The sequence below is a fragment of the Desulfatibacillum aliphaticivorans DSM 15576 genome (genome assembly GCF_000429905.1).
Lineage (GTDB): Bacteria > Desulfobacterota > Desulfobacteria > Desulfobacterales > Desulfatibacillaceae > Desulfatibacillum > Desulfatibacillum aliphaticivorans.
Map to the genome: position 1 here is coordinate 64,050 of NZ_AUCT01000010.1, position 17,823 is coordinate 81,872.

General features: G+C 55.0%; 16 protein-coding genes. 3 read left to right on the top strand and 13 right to left on the bottom strand.

What is annotated here, in order from left to right; genetic code table 11:
* The first annotated feature begins 75 nt into the window (after positions 1–75).
* The 3 genes from G491_RS0111140 to G491_RS0111155 all read left to right on the top strand — a co-directional run bounded on the left by G491_RS0111140 (position 76) and on the right by G491_RS0111155 (position 2,553).
* Entirely contained in the window at positions 76–384 is a 309-nt protein-coding gene (locus tag G491_RS0111140) for a hypothetical protein (RefSeq protein ID WP_028314661.1), read from the top strand.
* Between the two features lie 463 nt (positions 385–847).
* Entirely contained in the window at positions 848–1,135 is a 288-nt protein-coding gene (locus G491_RS35865) for a helix-turn-helix transcriptional regulator (RefSeq protein WP_028314663.1), read from the top strand.
* Between the two features lie 95 nt (positions 1,136–1,230).
* Positions 1,231–2,553 (top strand): Arm DNA-binding domain-containing protein, encoded by a 1,323-nt coding sequence (locus G491_RS0111155; RefSeq protein WP_028314664.1) that lies wholly within the window; start codon positions 1,231–1,233, stop codon positions 2,551–2,553.
* A gap of 144 nt (positions 2,554–2,697) precedes the next feature.
* On the opposite strand, the gene G491_RS0111160 is transcribed toward G491_RS0111155, so the two are convergent.
* The 13 genes from G491_RS0111160 to G491_RS0111225 all read right to left on the bottom strand — a co-directional run bounded on the left by G491_RS0111160 (position 2,698) and on the right by G491_RS0111225 (position 17,822).
* Positions 2,698–3,456, bottom strand: a complete 759-nt coding sequence (locus tag G491_RS0111160; protein WP_028314665.1) for a DNA adenine methylase — start codon at positions 3,454–3,456, stop codon at positions 2,698–2,700.
* Positions 3,457–3,625: 169 nt separating this feature from the next.
* Positions 3,626–4,015 (bottom strand): hypothetical protein, encoded by a 390-nt coding sequence (locus G491_RS0111165; protein ID WP_028314666.1) that lies wholly within the window; start codon positions 4,013–4,015, stop codon positions 3,626–3,628.
* Entirely contained in the window at positions 4,012–4,233 is a 222-nt protein-coding gene (locus G491_RS0111170) for a hypothetical protein (protein ID WP_028314667.1), read from the bottom strand. Before G491_RS0111170 ends, G491_RS0111165 begins: the two co-directional genes overlap by 4 nt.
* A 9-nt stretch (positions 4,234–4,242) precedes the next feature.
* The gene (locus G491_RS0111175; protein WP_028314668.1) at positions 4,243–7,257 is read right to left on the bottom strand and encodes a carbohydrate binding domain-containing protein; all 3,015 of its coding nucleotides are present in this window, start codon (positions 7,255–7,257) and stop codon (positions 4,243–4,245) included.
* A 10-nt stretch (positions 7,258–7,267) separates the two neighbouring features.
* Entirely contained in the window at positions 7,268–7,633 is a 366-nt protein-coding gene (locus tag G491_RS0111180) for a hypothetical protein (protein ID WP_028314669.1), read from the bottom strand.
* A 9-nt stretch (positions 7,634–7,642) separates the two neighbouring features.
* Entirely contained in the window at positions 7,643–10,600 is a 2,958-nt protein-coding gene (locus G491_RS0111185; RefSeq protein WP_028314670.1) for a hypothetical protein, read from the bottom strand.
* Positions 10,600–10,971, bottom strand: a complete 372-nt coding sequence (locus G491_RS0111190; protein ID WP_157468227.1) for a hypothetical protein — start codon at positions 10,969–10,971, stop codon at positions 10,600–10,602. Before G491_RS0111190 ends, G491_RS0111185 begins: the two co-directional genes overlap by 1 nt.
* A gap of 143 nt (positions 10,972–11,114) precedes the next feature.
* On the bottom strand, positions 11,115–13,514 hold the full coding sequence (locus G491_RS0111195) for a tape measure protein (RefSeq protein WP_028314672.1): 2,400 nt from the start codon (positions 13,512–13,514) through the stop codon (positions 11,115–11,117).
* A 447-nt stretch (positions 13,515–13,961) separates the two neighbouring features.
* Complete coding sequence (locus G491_RS0111200; RefSeq protein ID WP_157468230.1) at positions 13,962–14,381, bottom strand: hypothetical protein; 420 nt, start codon at positions 14,379–14,381, stop codon at positions 13,962–13,964.
* A 175-nt stretch (positions 14,382–14,556) separates the two neighbouring features.
* A complete protein-coding gene (locus tag G491_RS0111205; protein ID WP_028314674.1) occupies positions 14,557–15,831 on the bottom strand; it encodes a hypothetical protein in 1,275 nt (424 codons plus the stop codon).
* Complete coding sequence (locus tag G491_RS0111210; RefSeq protein WP_028314675.1) at positions 15,828–16,262, bottom strand: hypothetical protein; 435 nt, start codon at positions 16,260–16,262, stop codon at positions 15,828–15,830. The genes G491_RS0111205 and G491_RS0111210 overlap by 4 nt, the downstream gene beginning before the upstream one ends.
* A gap of 181 nt (positions 16,263–16,443) precedes the next feature.
* Entirely contained in the window at positions 16,444–16,872 is a 429-nt protein-coding gene (locus G491_RS30395; RefSeq protein WP_051327183.1) for a gp436 family protein, read from the bottom strand.
* On the bottom strand, positions 16,872–17,822 hold the full coding sequence (locus G491_RS0111225; RefSeq protein WP_028314676.1) for a hypothetical protein: 951 nt from the start codon (positions 17,820–17,822) through the stop codon (positions 16,872–16,874). Before G491_RS0111225 ends, G491_RS30395 begins: the two co-directional genes overlap by 1 nt.
* Position 17,823: the final 1 nt, after the last annotated feature.

Below are 17,823 nucleotides of genomic sequence, written 5' to 3' on the forward strand. Positions count from 1 at the left end.
TTGATTAAGACCCATTCCATCTGCCCCCTTATGCAACGGAGAGGCAACGATTTAGGATAACAGGAGGACTATATCATGTCAAAGTCGAAAAATGCACACTGCCATAAAGGTTCTATTAAAAGGAACCCTATGCCCAGTAAAGGTGAACAAGTTGTTGAGCAAATAGCTCAGAGTTCTTTCCCTATTGTCGAAATCTTAGGATTTGGAAAAAGTTACCCGACGATATGGAAAAAGCGTAAGCGATCAGCGGAAACCGCCATCATTAACGCCATTGATAAGAGCAGGAAAAATGGCGAACACACTCCGCTCTTCCTTGAACACAGACACAAACGAAAAAGACGCCGTGGACCTAAATGCACAGTTTGGCGAAAGACTGACGCCTAACGATGGAGAGGCCCCACTTGTACGACCATTCATAGTAACTGCGTTACCCGCATAAAGACCCGTTCAACTACAGACACGAAGAAAACTTATCAAGGTTTCATTTTTATGGAGGTGTGTATGAAGAATTTAGTGAATTACTGTTTAGCTGCCCCAAACTACATCGATGTGATGGAACTTCCGTCTATGGAAAAAATTCCAAGGCGTAATTACTCCTTGATGTCTGGAAATCAACAAAAGCAGAAAAGGCGGGACATGGCTAAAGACAGAAAACGGAAGCCCAAATATAAGAGGCACCCTTAGCGCAATTAGAAGCGGAATTGGTGCGAAACTACCAATCCCTAAAAACAGGATATGCAACATCTACAACCCGTGCGGCGAACAAAGCGTTCGTCCCACGGGTTTTCAATTTATAAGAGCCCATATCGTCGTGTCAGGCGTTCCGAAAGGCAGCAAGGAGGTGCAATTGGAAGAGTTACTGACAGTTAGACAACTGGCAAAGCTAACAGGATACGCAGAGCAAACCGTATACAACAAGGTGTCTAAAGGCGAGTTTATTCTCGGCCGCCATTATTACAAACCCACGCGGAAGAAAGTCCTTTTTATAAGAGCAGCCATTCAGGAATGGCTTATCAATGGCAGTACCCATAAAGCACCTGGCCCCAAAAAGGAATCTGAACAAAGCAAACAAACTGTCGAGGGAACAAAATCGTCCCCCAGAGTTATCCCGCATCAAAGGCGCATCAAGATTTAACCCAAAGAACTTCCGACGGTGATTTCAGCGGCAAGTTCTGGTATAATAGCATGGTGAAATCAGCGAAAGGAGGTGGCATGTGAAAGGATGACTTAATGAGAGAACTACACACGAATTCAGCGCAGGTTCTCAGGTTTCCGATAGCGGAAACGCCGAAGCCTAAGAGGTCGGCTCGCAAAGCCGGATTGAACAAGAACAAACAGGGTTCCGTACGAAATGTCCACGGCAAGGTTTACGCGGATTTCCCATATTTTGGTGAACGTGTTAGGGAAAACTCTGGCTTATCTTGGTCTGAACAAAATGCAAAAATAGTGCGAAAGCAACTTGACCGCATTATGCTTGCCATCGATGACGGCACATTCCGTTTTGCAGAAGTATTTCCCGAAAGTAAAAAAGCGGAGTATTTCACTAATCTCGAAATCAAGCATCTTACCGGTCAGATGACAGCCCACGATTTGTTGATTCGAGACTACGCATGGGAATGGCATCGCCTTAAAGCCTCGACCGGGCGCGTCAGCGGGAGGACGCTTTTCGAGTATAAGAACTACCTGGAATTGTACATAATCCCTTATTTTGGGGAAATGTCATTCGGGCAACTGAATGCGGTTGTGCTTGAGGAATTCGTGGCCTGGGCTAAAGAACGGAAGTTAAAAGGGAAAAATATCTCCAATGCTTCGGTAAACAAGTATTTGATTCCACTTAGGATGATATGCAAACAGGCTGCCATTAAGTACAACTGGGGAGTACTGTACAATCCGTTCCATGGCTTTAAAAAACTGGAAGAAGGCAGACGCAGAGACCAAGTTGTTCCGCTTTCGCTCAAGGACATCAGGCAGCTGCTTAAGGTTTTATCCCCTCATTGGCAGCCCTACTTTGAATTCGCTATATGGTCAGGATTGCGCCCAGGCGAGCAGATCGCCTTGAAGCCCAGTGATATCGACTGGGAAGGCCAGCGGATTTCCATCCGTAGGGCCATCACCAAGGATGCCGATGGAAAGCGTGTCGAGGGTCCTACAAAAAACAAGTACAGCCGCAGAACCTTCGACCTGACAGAGCCGATGCTTAAGGCGCTTAGAAGGCAAAAAAAGATATGGGAAGTCTTGAATTGCGAGTACTTTTTTTGTTCGCCAACCGGTTGCCCGATTAGATTGAATAATCTTCGCAACCAAGTATGGCGCCCAGCTTTAAAAAAGGCCAAGTTGGAACCTCGCGCACTCAAACAGACCCGGCATACCTTCGCTACAATGGCTATTAGCTGTGGAGAGGATCCAGGATGGATAGCCGACACCATGGGGCATCGCGATTTGGAGATGGTCATCAAGGTATACACTCGCTTTGTTAAAGACAACCAAGGAACCGACAATGGCTCCCTCATGGTGCAGATGTATCGGCAGTCACTGGAGAGCGAAAATTGGTAACGCGCGCGAGATTTGGGACTGAATTGCGCTACTTTTGGGACTAAGTGAAACAGTTTTTAACCCGCTTTTACCATTCATTAAACCCCCTTTGAATTGGTTTTCAAAGGGGGTTTTCAACTTGGTTGAAGGACGCTTCCAAACCTACTAAAAATTCCTGATCAGCAGCTCTTTGCCGATGGTGGACTGCTTTTGAGACACCGAATACTGGAGCGACACAGTCCCGATCTTGAAGGCCTTGAATATATCCCGCATCTCGGGCGCATCATTGATGCTTAGCAGGAACTTGCCCTTGACGCCCGCCAGGATATCGGCCATTTCGACATAGTCGGGCTTGGTCAGGTTGTGGTTATAGTAGGGCGCCAGGTAGTAGGGCGGGTCCAGATAAAAGAACGTCTGGGGCCGGTCGTATCGTTTGACGAAGTCCTGCCACGGCAAATGCTCGATCTGAACCCTGGCCAGCCTCAAGTGGACCTCTGACAGTTCTTCTTCAAACCGGATCAGGTTGATCCTTGGGCGCTGTAATGGTCCGCCTCCGAACGTCCTGGCCCTGACCCTGCCTCCAAAGCAAAGCCGTTGCAGATAATAATACCGGGCGGCCCTCTGGATCTCCGTGAGCCCGCCCGCATCCTGTTGCCTTTTGTAATCCTCGAACCATTCCCTTGAAGACAACAGCCACTTGAACTGCCTTATAAACTCTTCCAGGTGGTGTTGCAGTATCCTGTAAAAGGCGATCAGGTCGCTGTCCAGGTCGTTGATGGTTTCATACTTGCTTGGTTCCTTGCGGAATAAAACCCAGGCTGCCCCGGCGAAGACTTCACAATAGGCGTGATGTTGCGGCATCATGCTGATGATGGTTTGGGATAGTTTGCTTTTGCCTCCAATGTAAGCCAACGGGCTGTTCATGTGCCCCTCCTTGTGCTATACCCGTATGGCCCGCGCGGGCAAACGGGAGTAGCAGCTTTGCTGTGATCCGATGTTCCAGCATCGGGTCGGTGGAGGGGTTGCCGCCCCTTCGCCTACTCCTAATCAAGCGAGCCCCGCCTACCTTATATATAAGGGGAGGCGGGGTTTTTTACTTTGGGTCCGGCAACTTCACCTTTTTCACGGCCAGATTCCGTTTGCTCCACCCGTCTTTGAGCTTTTCAAAGGCTTCGGGTGTGTAAAGCCGGTAATTATAGACTTCCCACGAGCCTTCATAGACGTATCCGGCGCGGAATTGCAGCGGGATATATTTGCCGCCACGCACAACAACGGCTTGGCAATGGCGGCGGCCGTCCTTGTCGTAGCCGTCCGCGATCATCACGGTTTCGCCCGTCGCATAGTTGACAACATCGGCGTTGCGCGGGGCCTCATTCCGGCACCATGTTTTATAAATCCTGGTGGAGCCGCATCCGCCCCACATCATGCAGCCGATTGCCACGGCCAGGATGATCGCCATGGCTTCGAGGGTCCGGTTCTTCATTCGCAATCCTCCCATGGGACGTTCCCCTTATTTTCGATCAATTCAAAACGCGGATCTGCGGCAAGGGCCGCGATGGCTTCCGGGGCGGCCTCGATCCACACAAGATCCGGGCCTGCCTTGGATGCGGAATGGCCGCACTCGACTTGCGATCCGTCCGCAAGGGTGAAATCGGTCCTACTGCCATCCAGAACCCGAAATAGTGCTTTGCTCGTCTCCATGATCGCTCCTTACCTGATATAAAGCCCGCTGGCGTATGAGTTGGGCCCGGTGCCCATGTATCCATGCCAATCCCCCAGGTTTGCGTTTATGATCTCCTGATCCGTGCCAACCTGGGCGAGGCTGTCCAGATCCGCGCCGTAGGAGAAGGTATAGACGTTCCCCACGCGTTCGATCTGAATGATCCCTCCGTCCACGTAGGAAATGGAGGATTCTATAATCGGCTGCCGCCAGCCTAACGCGGTGGTCACGGAATAGACTTTAAGACTATTGGCGTCGGCAGCATCGATAACGGCTGCAATGAAGTTTTGAGGATCGTCCGGATCATCCAGGGCCATAATCAGGCCTGACAACTCATCATCCAGCGCGGTTATGGGCGCCTTGAGAATTCGCGTGTTCGGCGCTCGGGTGACGCAATACAGCGAGGATTGTTCAGGCTTCCTGACCGATACGTAGTCCAAGTATCCATCGGTCAGGTCTTGATACCCGTATAGAATGTATCCAGCCCCATAGCCCTTTGTGGGCATGAAATGCTTTGACACGGACTGCGATGGCGTGATTAACGTGCCGCCCTCAAATGCGGATAACGTGGACTGCCCGATCTTTAAATTGGACACGGCCCCGGCCTGAGCCAGAAGATAAAGTCCGTCGAACGATGGAGGCGACACGACTTCCAAATACTGATCCCCGCCGCCAGCCGTCACCGTGGCCCGGCCGTCTGATACATCCCAGGAAGCCCCGATGGTCCATGCAGTAGGATCGTCAAAGTGGGGATCTGGAATATACTCCGCCCCTTCCAGGATCTCCCGCGCCCATGCGTCATCGTACCATGTGTCGCCGACGCCTGGCCCCCAGAACAAAAGCCGAACGGACGTGCAGCCTTCTGAGGCGGTGAAACAAAAATTAACGGGTTTATATGATGTGTCGGTTATGCCTGTTTCAATGGATGTTTGGATATATTCAGAATTTGCGCGGTCATAAAGCCCCCACCATCCAACCCCGGTCCCATCGCTGCGATTGTGAAACCCAACGGCGTAATGTTTTCCAGGTTCGACATCAAAGTTTTGGTATCTGTACGGGCTGGCTGCTCCGCCCCTGGTCAACTGGAGTGCATAGTCGCCATAATGGGATGTGCCGCTGATGGTGTAACTGCCATCGCCATCGTCGCCTGGCCATCCTGTAATGTCCCCCGTTTCAAAACCTGGGTTGGTTTCAATCAGGTTGACAGCCCCAAGGCTTTGCTGCTTGCAGGAAATGGATCTGTACGTGATGTCGGTGGTCACCCCGTAGCGCCATAATTTTATTTGGGTTGATGTATCAACAGCAACAAAGTAATAGTAGTTTACCCCCGTTGTCCAATCCATGACAACTGCGCTCAAAATACCGTCGCTAATCTCAAGCCGGACACTTCCGGCATCTATAGAGCAATCTATTTCTAACTTGTATACTCCGCCCGCAACGGTTGTTAGTGTTTTATATATATTGACGTTTGCACTTGACCCAACCATCCTTATGCCGCCTGAATCACCAGGCAAAACATAATTTGACGCATCCCGCTGATACATCAACCACCCATCCCACGAAACTTCCTTCAATTCGTAGCCGGGAATGACCGTTGCAGTGCTCGACGTGCAAACAAACCGGGTTCCGATCTCGTTGGAAGCGGCGCCCATCTCGGTGTAGTCGGGGCGGGGGAGGATTTGCTGGATGGCGGCTTCGTCGAAATAGGCTTTACCGCCTTCTGTCGAGGGGCATTTGAAATAGGGTGTAATGCGGGTACATCCATCGGGAATAGTGAATACAAAAGAAATTTTAGTCCAGGTAGTATCACTGACACCTGTACTTGTAGCCCCTACAATGTAAGTCCCACCAATATTGTTGTAAATGTAATACCTCCCGCCATAAGAACCATCCCCACAAGTCCAGAAAGACATCATATAGGATGCGCCAGGAATTACTGTGCGATTCGCTGACCCAACCCTGGTGTCCACACTTACTCCAGCTGTCAACTTGCAAGAATGACTCCCGCTATAAACAATGATTGCCTCATTGTTTATAGCACCATCGCTTTTATACTCATCAAAATTTGCAAAAACATCATCCCCGCCAATCCCAGCATCCTCAAAATCTCCATTGGGAACGATGTTCTCACCAAGCGATTGCTGTTGAACGCTCACGCCGGTATAAGTAATATCGGTTGCGCCTGTGTTGTCACGGTAGAAATAAACTCTTATGGACGTACATCCATCAGGCGCAACAAAGCAAAGCTCATTATCACCGCTTGACCATCCCATATTTGCGCTGGCGGAGATATCTTGTGAATTGGTGACGTCATATAGCCCAAGCCTTACGTCCCCGGCGGCTATTGTGCAATTTACCAACAACCTTTGTACCGTTCCGGCAACAACGCTGATTTCTTTTCTGAAATACACCGCGCTTGTGTTGTCGGAGATTAAGCGTAGGCCTCCCGTCTCGCCGGGCTGGACGTAGTTGGAACCGTCTCGACCGTAAAGCGTTGTATCATCCCAATAGGCCTCCTGAATGGAATCCGTGGCGGATAACGTGAGCGACGTCCCGTCCGCAATGAACCGGGTTCCCACGGCATTATCCGGCGCCCCGGCCAAGGTGAAATCCACGGAATCCTGGGCAGCGATCTCCACGTAATGCCCTGCATAGTCGGCCAGATCCCCGGACGTTATCTCCGATCCCAGGCTGGTAAGGGCGAAATTGCCGTTACTCACAAGCTCAATGGGCGCGTTCCCCTGGATCTCCATGTAGTGCCCGAGATAGGACGTCAAATCGCCGGAATTGATCTCCGGCCCCGTGGACGTTTCCGCAAACGTCCCGTTCGTCACCTGCTCGGGCGAGTAGAACGACGGCTGCACATGCAGGCCGTTGACGTCCACAAAGGCGCCGGCGCCGGACAGCCAGTAGGGGATCTTGCCCGTGGAAAAGTCGGTCATGCGGGCGGCGTATTGCTGCTTCCAGCCCCCGAAACCGTTGTACTTGCTGAATCCTGATAGCATGGGCGCCTCCTTACCGTGCGCCTACATAAAGGATAATGGTCACGGCGTCGCCGCCCGTTTCGCGCAGGCGCAGCTTGATTTCGGGCGCCACGGGCATGCACTCCTGGTTGCTTTCGATAAGCACCACGCCGTCCTCATCCTCCCCGGACTCATCGGTCAGGCCCGTGGCCATGGAGATCTTTCCTTCGCCCATGCGGAAATTGGTCTTGCCGATGCTGCCCAGGATGTCCACGGCCACTTCGCCGTCGCCTGTGATGTGCAGCTCCGCGCCGATGATGCCGTCGCCGCGCCCCATGCCCATGGGGCTGGGCATGGTCCAACTGCCACCGGCTTCCAGGTTGATTGTGATGGGATCGTAATCGCGAAAATTAAGCATGCGAGCCTCCTATGTTGCGTTGTCTATGGCGATGATTTCCAGCCGGTCCATTTCCCTGGCCTTGGCCGATCCCAGGAAGTGGGTTGTCTTGAGCACTTCGGCCGTGAACCCGCTCATGGAGTCCAGGGGGTGGGTGATGGCGATGTAATCCCCCGGCTCCGCCTCCATGTTGTCCAAATACACGGAAAGGTCGGGCATTTTCCGGGGCCGTTTGTGCTGGGCCAGGTAAAAGGCGCCCACGTGGGCGGCCATGGTTTCGTCGCGGACCGCATCAAAGTAGAAGTCCGCTTCCCGGGTGGGGTTGCGTTCTCCGTAGGTGGAAATGGAAGCCGCGTCCGTGCAGGCCGCGGCGTCCAGGTAGTCTCCAGCCTGGCTTCCCCCGGCCGTCTGATCCTTGTCAAAATGCACGGTGAAGGCGTTGATGAGGATGTCCACTGGCGTCCGGGAAATGGAAAGGGAATCCAGGACAATGGCCGAAGTTCCCACGGCCAAATCGGCGGATTGGGCGAGCTGGCGCGGCAAAAGCCGGGCTGTTCCGTAGGGCGTAAACCGGAAGAACGACCGGCATTGAAAGGCCAGCCGGGCCAGGAGGCTGGCGGCCTGTTCGGTCCGGGTAATGGCCAGGGCGAAAGCGTAGCTGTTTGTGCTGAAAAACGTCCCGGCTTCCGTGAATGCGGCCGCATCCAGCAAATCGGCGCCCATGCCCAGGCCGGTCATTAAAAGATGTTTGAACACGTGGTCCGGGCGTTCGATGATGGCGTTTGCCGTTCCCGTATAAGTCCCGGAGGCGTCGTCTTGATAGCCTTCCAGGTTTGCCGTGACCTGGCCGCCTATGACGGTGTCGGCGCTGGAATTGCCGGTCAAGGTTACAAGCACCCCTTCGGCGGCGGATGCGATCACGCCAATGCCGTAGGTTGCCTCCACGGACACCTCGTAAATGCGGGTCGCTTTTCCGAGGAACAGGTCGTCGCAGTCGATGTACACGGTGAACGCCCAATCGTTCCGGGAAAAGTTCCGGTAAACCGTGGCAACGTTGTCTACGCCGCCCGTGCCGGGAAGGTATTGCCGGGAGCTGCCGTCAATCCCCACCTTCAGATAATTGCTGCCCTCGCTGATATCCGTGGAATACACGATTTTAACGCGCAGGTTGGACACGGTCCCCAGGGAAGTGCGGGAAAAGGTGATTCCCAGGGGCTCGTTTTCGTCCATGGCGTTGTTGTAGGCGTAGGTGCTTTCATTCCCGTCCTTGGCGTTGGATTCGCTGTTCCAACTGCCCGATGAATCGCTCCAGCCGGTGGCCGGGATGGAAACCGTGGTGGAGCTGGAGGATTCGTGGGAGTGGTTTCCTTCGTCCACGTCCGCCGAAAGATTGACCTGCTTCACCACCGTGGGCAGGGCGGAAAAGGCGATCACGGCCTTGCCGGTGTAGCCGGTCAGCACGTCGCCTGTCTGGCCTGTGTAAGCCGTGTACCCGGATGTCTGGCGGACGCCGTCCACGAATACGTCGCCAATGCTTTTAACCGGATGCCCGGCCAATAGATAAACGTATTGGGAAAGCACCTGGGCGGCGCTGGCGCCGGCGTCATGCAAGGACGCGTCCGTGCTATTCGCTCCCCGGGTGCAGCCGGTCAGGGCATCGCCGGATTTGCCGGTGTAGGTTATTTGCTCCGAGTCGATTTGCACGGTTCCGGATGTTGGAAACACGCTGGCGTCTGACAGGGTGATGGACGTCGCCGAAGCGGTCACGTCGCCAGGCAGGTTGGACATGGCCCCGGCCTTGACGGCCAGGCAGGGCAGGTTATCCACGGCGCCGTAAACAATGGGCTGCATCTTGCCGATGGCGTCGGGGTCGGCGTTGGGGAAGTCGTCGTAGGTGACGGCCAGATCCCGGCCGATCAAACGGTCGTACTTGGCCCATAGGCCCTGGATAAGCAGGGTGCATGTCATGGAGTTGTATCCCGTGACCTCCCGGACGTAGCCCTGGAAGATGATTTCCTTTTCATCCCAGGCCAAGCCCTTGAACCACTGATAAATCGTGACCGGCACGGACTCCACGGGCTCGGAATCAAACAGGCTGGAAAAAGGCGTATCCCCCGTGTTGGCCAGGGTCAGTTCCAGGTCGGGCGCCGTGACCGGCGAAATCAGATCCCGGGCCGCGTCCGTGGCCGAATCCACGTAGGACCAATCCGTGACCAGGCCGGATATGGAAATCGTGCTGGTTTCAATGGTCAAAGGCCCCACATATCCTGAAAACGGGTGCATGAGGCTATACCCTGTGCCGACCCTGCCGACCGCGTATAAATAGCGCATGGACAACGCGGCCGAGAGCGTGACGCTCAGGGTATCCACAAGCACGGTCCGGGCGGAATCGGAATAGATGGCGAATGTCAAAACCTTGGAGGCCGAATTGTAGGCGATGGTTGTATAGTAGGTTGCATCGGCGAGCAAGGCCGTGGTTTGGTCACTAACGCTCCATCCATCGCCCTTGGCTTTTAAATTCACCACTACCCCGGTCAATGAGTACAAGGCGGTTTCGGCGTATATTGAAGCATTAAGGGATGACATACCACTCGTTCCATCCATCGCCTCATCGGCCACGCCCCATATCCCCATCCAGGAAAGTGGAAATGAATCGGCGCTGTTCACCCGAAAGGATGACTGTTGCACGAAATCAGCAAGGCCAAAAGCTCCGTCCCCCATGTCGCAATAGCAATAGACATTTTCGGATGTGGTGCTTGCGGGCACAGCAATCTGGATGGAATCGGACGCAACCGTGAGCACGCCCGGATCGTCCCCCTCAACAAATTCCGTGAAGTCTTGCTCCGTAGGCGATTCCAGAGCGACGGACACGGCCAGATCCCGGTCCGAAACAAGCAAGGGCGTTGCAAAATCAAAGTCCACCAGGTTGACGGGCGCCGTCCCCCGTTTGGCCCTTTCCGCGTCGAATGCCGTGTTAAAATCGCGCATCAGGCAACCTCCTCGCGAAGGGTGATCGTGCCCTTGTAGTAGGTGTTGGCCACAAGGCTTAACGGGTTCTCCACGTCCATAAGCCGGACCGTGTGATCGTCCCCGTCCTCATCCGTGAAAGTAAAGGTGTTCTTGGGGCCTACGGCGATGTTTTGGAGCCAGTCGGTGAAGTTCTCAAAGTCCGTCTGGGTCAACCGGGTGAAGACAAGCTGGAATTCCTGTTCCACCACGCCCTTGTCGTAAGCGTAAAGCTGCATGCCTTCGGTGTAGCCCGTGACCACGTTTACGGATACCGGATCATGGGCCGGAAGCGCACGGGCCTGGCTAAATGTGAATGTGTCCGAATCCTTGGTGAAGATGATGTTTGCCACGGCCTGCCTCCTGTTTAAAAGCCGGTTTAACAACCTTTTAAAGATATTTTGCGGGGGACAACCTTTTGTGAACAAAAGGATTTTCCCCCACACCCCCTTTCCAAAAAACTTTTTAAATCGTGTGAGCATGGGAGGCGTCCTTATTAAGCCCTCTTAAACAGATTAAGCCGCACCAACTCAGGCCCCAGGACATTGCGGGCAAGAGACCGCATATCCTCGGGGGAATCCAATTTCGAGCCTTGCGGCATGTTGATGACAATGTCCCCGATGGAAACGCTGCCTCCCTGCGCCTGGGCCTGGTTTTTGGTCCTGACTTCCTCGCCCTTATGCAGCACATACAGGCCCGTCTGAGGCACAAACCGCGTCCCGCTGGCGTAAGAGCCCATGATGGAATTCGGGTCCGGCGTGGAGGCCTCGCCCGTGTAAACGTCCTTGTGAATCGTGGTGATGGTCACGGTTTTGTCGTGGAGGGCGTCCAGCTCCTTTTGGATCATGTCAATGACCGGGGTGGCCGCGTCCTTGCCCCGGATTTCGATCTCCGTTTCCATGGCCTCGATTTGTTCGGCCAGGCTGGCAGCCAGATTGGAGAGATATTCAATCTCCATGGCCGCCTCCTGGGCCGTGGAGGCCAGGGAATCGGCCCAGGCCTGATCCGCCTGAATTTGCCGGGCCTTGGCCGACTCCATATCCCGGAAGGTGCGGTCGATAATCGCCCCGGCCCGTTCGATGTCGGAAACGGCCGCCGAAATCACGTCCTTGGAGGATACGACGGTTTGCTCAGTTGCCCGGCCCCAGGAAACCGTGGTTTGGGTCACGCCCTGGGAAAACTCCATGGCCAGGGAGGAAACCGCCTGTTGATAGGCTTGCAGGGCTTCCACTTGCTCTTGCCCTGACAGGCGCATGGCCTCCGCGAATTGCTGATTTAACGCGGACCTCCTGGACTCGTACTTTTCCATGGGGTCCATGGCGGTTTCGGCAAGGCCTTGAACCAAAGCGCCGGTTTGCTTGCTGGCGCTTGCCCGGGCCTTTTCCAGGGCCATCAACTCCTGGATGTGTTGGGCCTGTTGCTCCTTAGCCCGTTCGCTCATGGCCGTGACTTGAGAGTAAAAAGACTGATAAGCCGAAAGGCGTTTATTGACTGCCGCCAGATCGGCTTCGGCGGTTTTTAATATGGCTTTCACCATATCTTCGGAAGCGCCCTGGACGGATTGGGCGATAATGACGTTGTTATGGCCGATATTGCTTGCGGCTTTATCTCCGGATTGGGCTATTTGGTCGGCGGCGGCATTGATTTTTCGTTGCAGATCATCGGTGAAGCCTTCCACCATAATGCCAAAGTCCATCCACTTTTCAGAGGCCTTGCCCGCTTCATCGGCGCTTGAAAACATGGCCGAACCGAAATACTCCAGGCCGTCGATGGCCGTATCGAGCCATTTTTTGGGGTTGATATCCATCCCCAGAAAATTGCCTATCTTGTCGATGATTGCGTTTACCACCTTGAAAAACGGGGATTTGTCGGTCATAAACTTCCCGGCCTGTAAAACAGCTTGGCCGAAGGCCGTGACGCCCGCCAGCGCCGTGAAGATGGACTCCTTGACTGCATACCAGGCGGCCGGGATGTAACCGATGGCAGTGATGATCTTGGTGATGGTCGTGGCGATGACGGCCCCGGTTTTGGCGGCCCATTCGGCCAGGCGGCCGTCGTTGTACATCTCGCCGATGTAATCGCGGATCTTGCCCAGGGTTTCCTTCAGCACGGTAAAGGCGCCGGAGCCCATGACAAGCCTTTCAAACTCTTTCCAGTAGGCCTTCAGGCTTTCCATGATGCCCACCCAGGCGTATTGCAGCTTTTCGGACATGCCGCCAAAGCGTTCGTTCATGCCTTCCAGCAAAGCCGATATGGCCTGATTGGCCGTGACGCCCTGATTGCCCAAATCGCCCAATTGCTCCCCGGTCAGGCCCAGCTTTTCCCCAAGGATCTGATACGCAGGCACGCCCCTTTCGGCCAGCTGCATGATTTCTTCGGCCGATGCCTTGCCCTTGGTCTGGATCTGGCCAAGGGCGCGGGCTATGCCTTCCAGGGCTTCCTCGCCGCCTCCTATGGCGGACATGGTGTCCACCAGCGTGGTCATCTGGTCGATGGTCGGTTCCAAGCCCATGGCCCGCATCATCTTGAAAGACTCAATGGCCTTTTGGGTGTTGACCGGCATGGTCATGGCCCAGGAATTGAGGGCGTCAAACCACTCCTGGCCGTGCCCCTGGGTGATTGTGTCCAGGGACATTTGCAACTGCTCCATGCTGTCGGCCACGCTGATAAGCTGCCCGGACAAGGCCGCCAGGCCCCACCCGACAAATGCCACTATGGCGATGTTGCGAAGGTTGATCAGCTTTTTGATAAGCCCGCCGACATCCTTGTTCAACAGGCCCAGGGTGCGCCGGGACTTTTTGGAGGACTTCTCCACGGCATCCCCAAACTTGGTGATAACCGGGGAGCCCTTATCATCCACGCCGATCTCAATTTTTAGGGTGGCTTCGTTTGCCATATCAAAACCCTTAAAGGCTTTTGCGAGAGGGACACTTTTCTGAAAAAAAGGCCGCTGAGCGGCATCTTATCGGTTCAGCTTGTGCGGCCTCTCAATGTCATTCGCCAAAAATGATTTCCCCATTTAATGACAATTTATTGTCCCTCGCGCTCCCCCTTCAAAAGACTTTAAATCATGTCGTCTTAGGGGGAGACGAGTTGATCCATACTTCAATCACCGCCAGGTCAAGCCATTCTTCCAAGGTCAAGTCGTTGGCCCTGAACGGATATCCGGCCTTTTGCAGGGCGCGGATTCTAAAGAGTTTTTGCGTGTACGGGTGAAGGTCTTCTTCCCGGGCCTTGTGGCATTTGCCGCAGGCCCAGGAAAGATGATCGCCGAATTCGGCCCGGCACTTGGCTTCCTCCGCCTGGCCGCATATCCCGGCGCGGATCGCGGCCAGGTCGTCGCTCAGTTTTTTTCCGCGTCCTCACCGATTTCGGGTTCGTCGTCTTCCTCCACTTCGGCGGAAGAGTCGAACACATGCCCGGCCAACAGCATGACCAGATCGGCGGCGTTTTTCATGACCTGGTCTTTCCAGTCCTCAACGTAATTGGGAGACGAGGGATAGCTGGCCATGGGAACCGCTTTTCCATTTTCTTCCCGGGCGAAGTCGCCGTCCCGGAAGCCCACCAGGATCTTTTCGCCGTATTTCAGCCGGGCCTGGGAGATCCGCACCTCCACTTTTTTGCCCTTGCGGCGGACCGTCTCGTTTTGGTACGCGGCCCGCTCCGCGGTGGTGGGGTTGCGATAGAACAGGACGATTTTCGAGTTGGAAACGTTGTCCTGAAGGGTCAGTTTATTGGGTTCGTCGCTGAATACTCTTGCCATTTTCTCCATCCTTTCGTTTTTGTTCATTGGGCATGAAAACCATGCCCCTACGTTAAATTGTGTCGTCGTTTCGGCCCCTCCTCCCATTCGGGGTTTTCTTTGGGAGGGGGTTTGGGGGAACCCTTTCTTTTTTCCCTTCAAAAGAAAGGGTTCCCCCAAGAATCTTTTCCCGCTCCTACGCGGCGTAGCCGGATTGCAGGTTTTTGACTTTGACGATCACGGAGCCATACGTGTCGTCTTCAAGCACGGTCAGGTCGCCAGCTTCGGCCATGCGTTTGCCGTTGACGTTCAGGGGCGCCGAAAGCACTCCCAGCCTGGGAAAGATCAGCTCCACCTGAAACTTGTGGGGATCGTCGTAAACATCGCCCTGGCAAAGCAGATGCAGGCCGATGGTTTCGTTTGCGTCCATGTATTGCTGGACTATGTATTCCCGGAATTCCCTATCCAGCTTGACGGCCTGGGTGCGGCCTTCCCGGAAAGCCCGGGAGGCGTAGGCGTCCGCCGCGCCCGGCACGAATTCCACGGCCAGGTTGTTTTGCAGGGACCATTCAATGGAGTTGATTTCGGCGTCCAGGGTGCGGCCTCCCTGGAATGCGGAGCCGTCCCATGCGCCGCCTATGACCACGGCAAGCTGAGACACCCGAAGCGGGGATTCAGACACCCGGGATGGGAAGGTGCACCAACCGGCCTCGGTGGGCACGTACAGCACCTTGTAATTGACCGTGGCGCCTGCGCCGCCCGGATCGGTGATGGTAATCACGGCCGGGGTGGCATCGGACACGGCGGAGAATTCCACCTCGGTCCATTCGCCCGTATCCAGCTCCACCTTGATCTGGTGGACGTTGTCCAGGCGATCCTGGGCCGAAGAGCCGTGCACGCCGTTGGCGGCCAGGGTCAGGCTTTCGGCGTTGTCCAGGGCTTCTATTGTTTCCTGGATCACGTTGTCCGTGGCCTTGCCCGTCCCCACCAGGTCCGCGTTGATGCTGACCCAGGAATCCGCCGAAAAATTGGCGGTGATGGACTCCACAAACAGGGAGGCGAACCGGCGCTTTAAAACGCCTGCGAACTTCTCGGCCCCTGTGAAAGAGGGGTTGCTACGGGCGCCGTCCAGGTCGTTATCAATGGGCGTGATGGTGTGCTGATAGCCGGTCCCGGCCGCAGCCGAAGCGCACACGCCCAGGCCGTAGGCGCACAAAAAGGCGAAATGCTGGGGCTGGGCCTTGGGAAATGTGAACGTCGCTTCGGCGGTCCGGCCCAGGTCGTAAATGGTGTCCGGCTCCTCCTTGCCCGTGAGCTCCTCCGCGTTGCTCTCCCTGCGCGGAGTCAGGTTGATCACATTATCCAGGCCGCACAACAGAGCCAGGTCCAAGGTTTGCTCGGTGTTGATGGCGGTTTCCGCGTTGGCCGCACTCACGGCGATTGCATTATGTCTGGCCCTCGATGATCTCATGGCCTTTCCTCCTCAAAAGTATAGGTAAATATAAGTTCCTGCCTTTGCCATTGGGCGGTTTTGGTAAACGCCATTTCGCTGGGCGAGTCGTTGGGGCAAAAGCCGTCGATGCAATTAGCCAGGCTCAGGCGGTTTTCATCCAGCAATGCCTGAATCAATCCGGACAAAGCCAAAACGCCCCCGGAGCCCATGACGGCTTTTTCCGGGTCGATCACACGCACCCACGGGATAACCATCACGGCCCGGGCCACCTCCACCATGTTTCCCGAAAGCTCCCTGCGGCGCGATCCATGGTCCTTAATCCCGATGGCCGGGCTTTTGGCCGCTTCGGGCAGGTACAATTCAAACGGCGCTATAAAAATATCCCGGTCCCGGACGTCCGTTAATCCGGCCTTTAAGGCTGTTTGAACCGCTGTTAAAAGAGATTTCATAAGCGATTATTCCCGGGGGGAACTTTTTGAAAAAAGTTTCCCCCGGACCCCCTTCAAAAACTTTTTAAACTGGGCCGTCTCCCAGGTTGCTTTAGCCGATACCCCCCTATTTAAAGTTTTTTGGGGGGAGGGTTTGGGAGGGGGGCTTTTTTTCAAAAAAGGCCCTCTCCCAAGAAATCAGTTAAAAATTCGCCAAGGTGGTCGCGGTAAAAACGCGATCGTCTTTATCGGTTGTGGACTGAGGCCCGCTTGACGATTGCGGCTCCGGCGCGCTGGCGCCCAGCGTGACCTTGCCGGACGAAACATCCCGCAAAAACCGCACGGCGTTGTTGTAGCGTTTTTCCACGTTTTCGGGCGGCCCCATGGAGCGGCGGCCGTACAGGTTGTATATGGCGATGTCCACGCTGATTTTGCGGATCATCCCCGGCGCCGGCGACAGCGGGATGTCGTAGCGTGTGCCGCAGTACGAATCGATTTCCGAATCCGCGTCCGCGATCGCCCCTGCCAGAACCACGGCGTCCACGGCCCCGGAATCGTCGTCGTCGGTCAGTTGGATCAGGATGTCCTGATCCAACTGTTTTTCAATGTCCGTTTGGGTGGAGTAGGCCATTATCCGAACGCCTCGCTGATCAGGTAAGCCATGTCGGAGCACACGGCCTTTTCCACGATGCTGGTTTCGACCTCGATCACTTCGCCGCCGCCGCCGCGATCCTCATCCCGCCAGGTGCGGACTTTGTATCCCTGGGGCGCCGCCATCTGCTTCCAGACGAAAGACTTGCTCCAGGAGACGCCTTCCAGCTCCGCATTGGGATCAATGTAAGCCAGCACAATGGACTTGGGCCAGACGTAGCTGAAGCTGGCCGCCTGTTTTTTATTGGCCGTGTTGTATTTGGCCGCGCCGATGTGGATGTGTTCCACCCCGAAGATTTCCTTCATGACGTCGATGGTAACCTGGGCCGGTGCGCTGCTGGTGGCGCCGCCCTTGACGAAGTCCAAAAGCTGGGGATGGCGTTTAAGCACGTCGTATCCGGGCTTGCTCAGGATCATGGTGTTGGGTTCGTAAAAACAAGCGGACTTACCCGTATCGATCACGCCGATGGGGTCGGAGTTATCGTAGTCGCTGAGCTGGCTCGTGCCGGAAAGGGTGATCTTGTATGCGGCGCCGAAATTGGCCGCCGTGGTGGCGAAGTTCTTCACCCGGATCTCGCGATCCAACAGGATGAGGTCCGTCACGGTTTCCGTGGTTTTGGTCCTGGGCCTTAAGGGCATGTCGGAGTTGGCCACCACGGAGTCCGGGAGAAAGCTCTTAAGGGCCTTATCGTTGCAGGAGTATTCCGCCTGAGACACGTTCCAATCCACTTCATTGGCGGAATCCTTGGGGCCGCGATCGGTCTTGGCCGGGGTGAAGCGATCCTTTTTGTCATAGACAAAATACTTGTCGCTTTTCTTGGGCACCAACACCATGGGACAAACCCCGTCCGCGATGAACTTTCTGTTTCTGTATTCCACGGCGACGTTGGATAATACCGAATCGACATGGACGTTTTGCACTGCTGGCATA

Coding starts and splice junctions, on each gene's coding strand:
- G491_RS0111200 (WP_157468230.1), bottom strand. CDS start 14,381: ATGGCAAGAGTATTCAGCGACGAACCCAATAAACTGACCCTTCAGGAC.
- G491_RS0111180 (WP_028314669.1), bottom strand. CDS start 7,633: ATGCTTAATTTTCGCGATTACGATCCCATCACAATCAACCTGGAAGCC.
- G491_RS0111155 (WP_028314664.1), top strand. CDS start 1,231: ATGAGAGAACTACACACGAATTCAGCGCAGGTTCTCAGGTTTCCGATA.
- G491_RS0111165 (WP_028314666.1), bottom strand. CDS start 4,015: ATGAAGAACCGGACCCTCGAAGCCATGGCGATCATCCTGGCCGTGGCA.
- G491_RS30395 (WP_051327183.1), bottom strand. CDS start 16,872: ATGGCCTACTCCACCCAAACGGACATTGAAAAACAGTTGGATCAGGAC.
- G491_RS0111160 (WP_028314665.1), bottom strand. CDS start 3,456: ATGAACAGCCCGTTGGCTTACATTGGAGGCAAAAGCAAACTATCCCAA.
- G491_RS0111140 (WP_028314661.1), top strand. CDS start 76: ATGTCAAAGTCGAAAAATGCACACTGCCATAAAGGTTCTATTAAAAGG.
- G491_RS0111210 (WP_028314675.1), bottom strand. CDS start 16,262: ATGAAATCTCTTTTAACAGCGGTTCAAACAGCCTTAAAGGCCGGATTA.
- G491_RS0111205 (WP_028314674.1), bottom strand. CDS start 15,831: ATGAGATCATCGAGGGCCAGACATAATGCAATCGCCGTGAGTGCGGCC.
- G491_RS0111195 (WP_028314672.1), bottom strand. CDS start 13,514: ATGGCAAACGAAGCCACCCTAAAAATTGAGATCGGCGTGGATGATAAG.
- G491_RS0111170 (WP_028314667.1), bottom strand. CDS start 4,233: ATGGAGACGAGCAAAGCACTATTTCGGGTTCTGGATGGCAGTAGGACC.
- G491_RS0111185 (WP_028314670.1), bottom strand. CDS start 10,600: ATGCGCGATTTTAACACGGCATTCGACGCGGAAAGGGCCAAACGGGGG.
- G491_RS0111225 (WP_028314676.1), bottom strand. CDS start 17,822: ATGCCAGCAGTGCAAAACGTCCATGTCGATTCGGTATTATCCAACGTC.
- G491_RS0111175 (WP_028314668.1), bottom strand. CDS start 7,257: ATGCTATCAGGATTCAGCAAGTACAACGGTTTCGGGGGCTGGAAGCAG.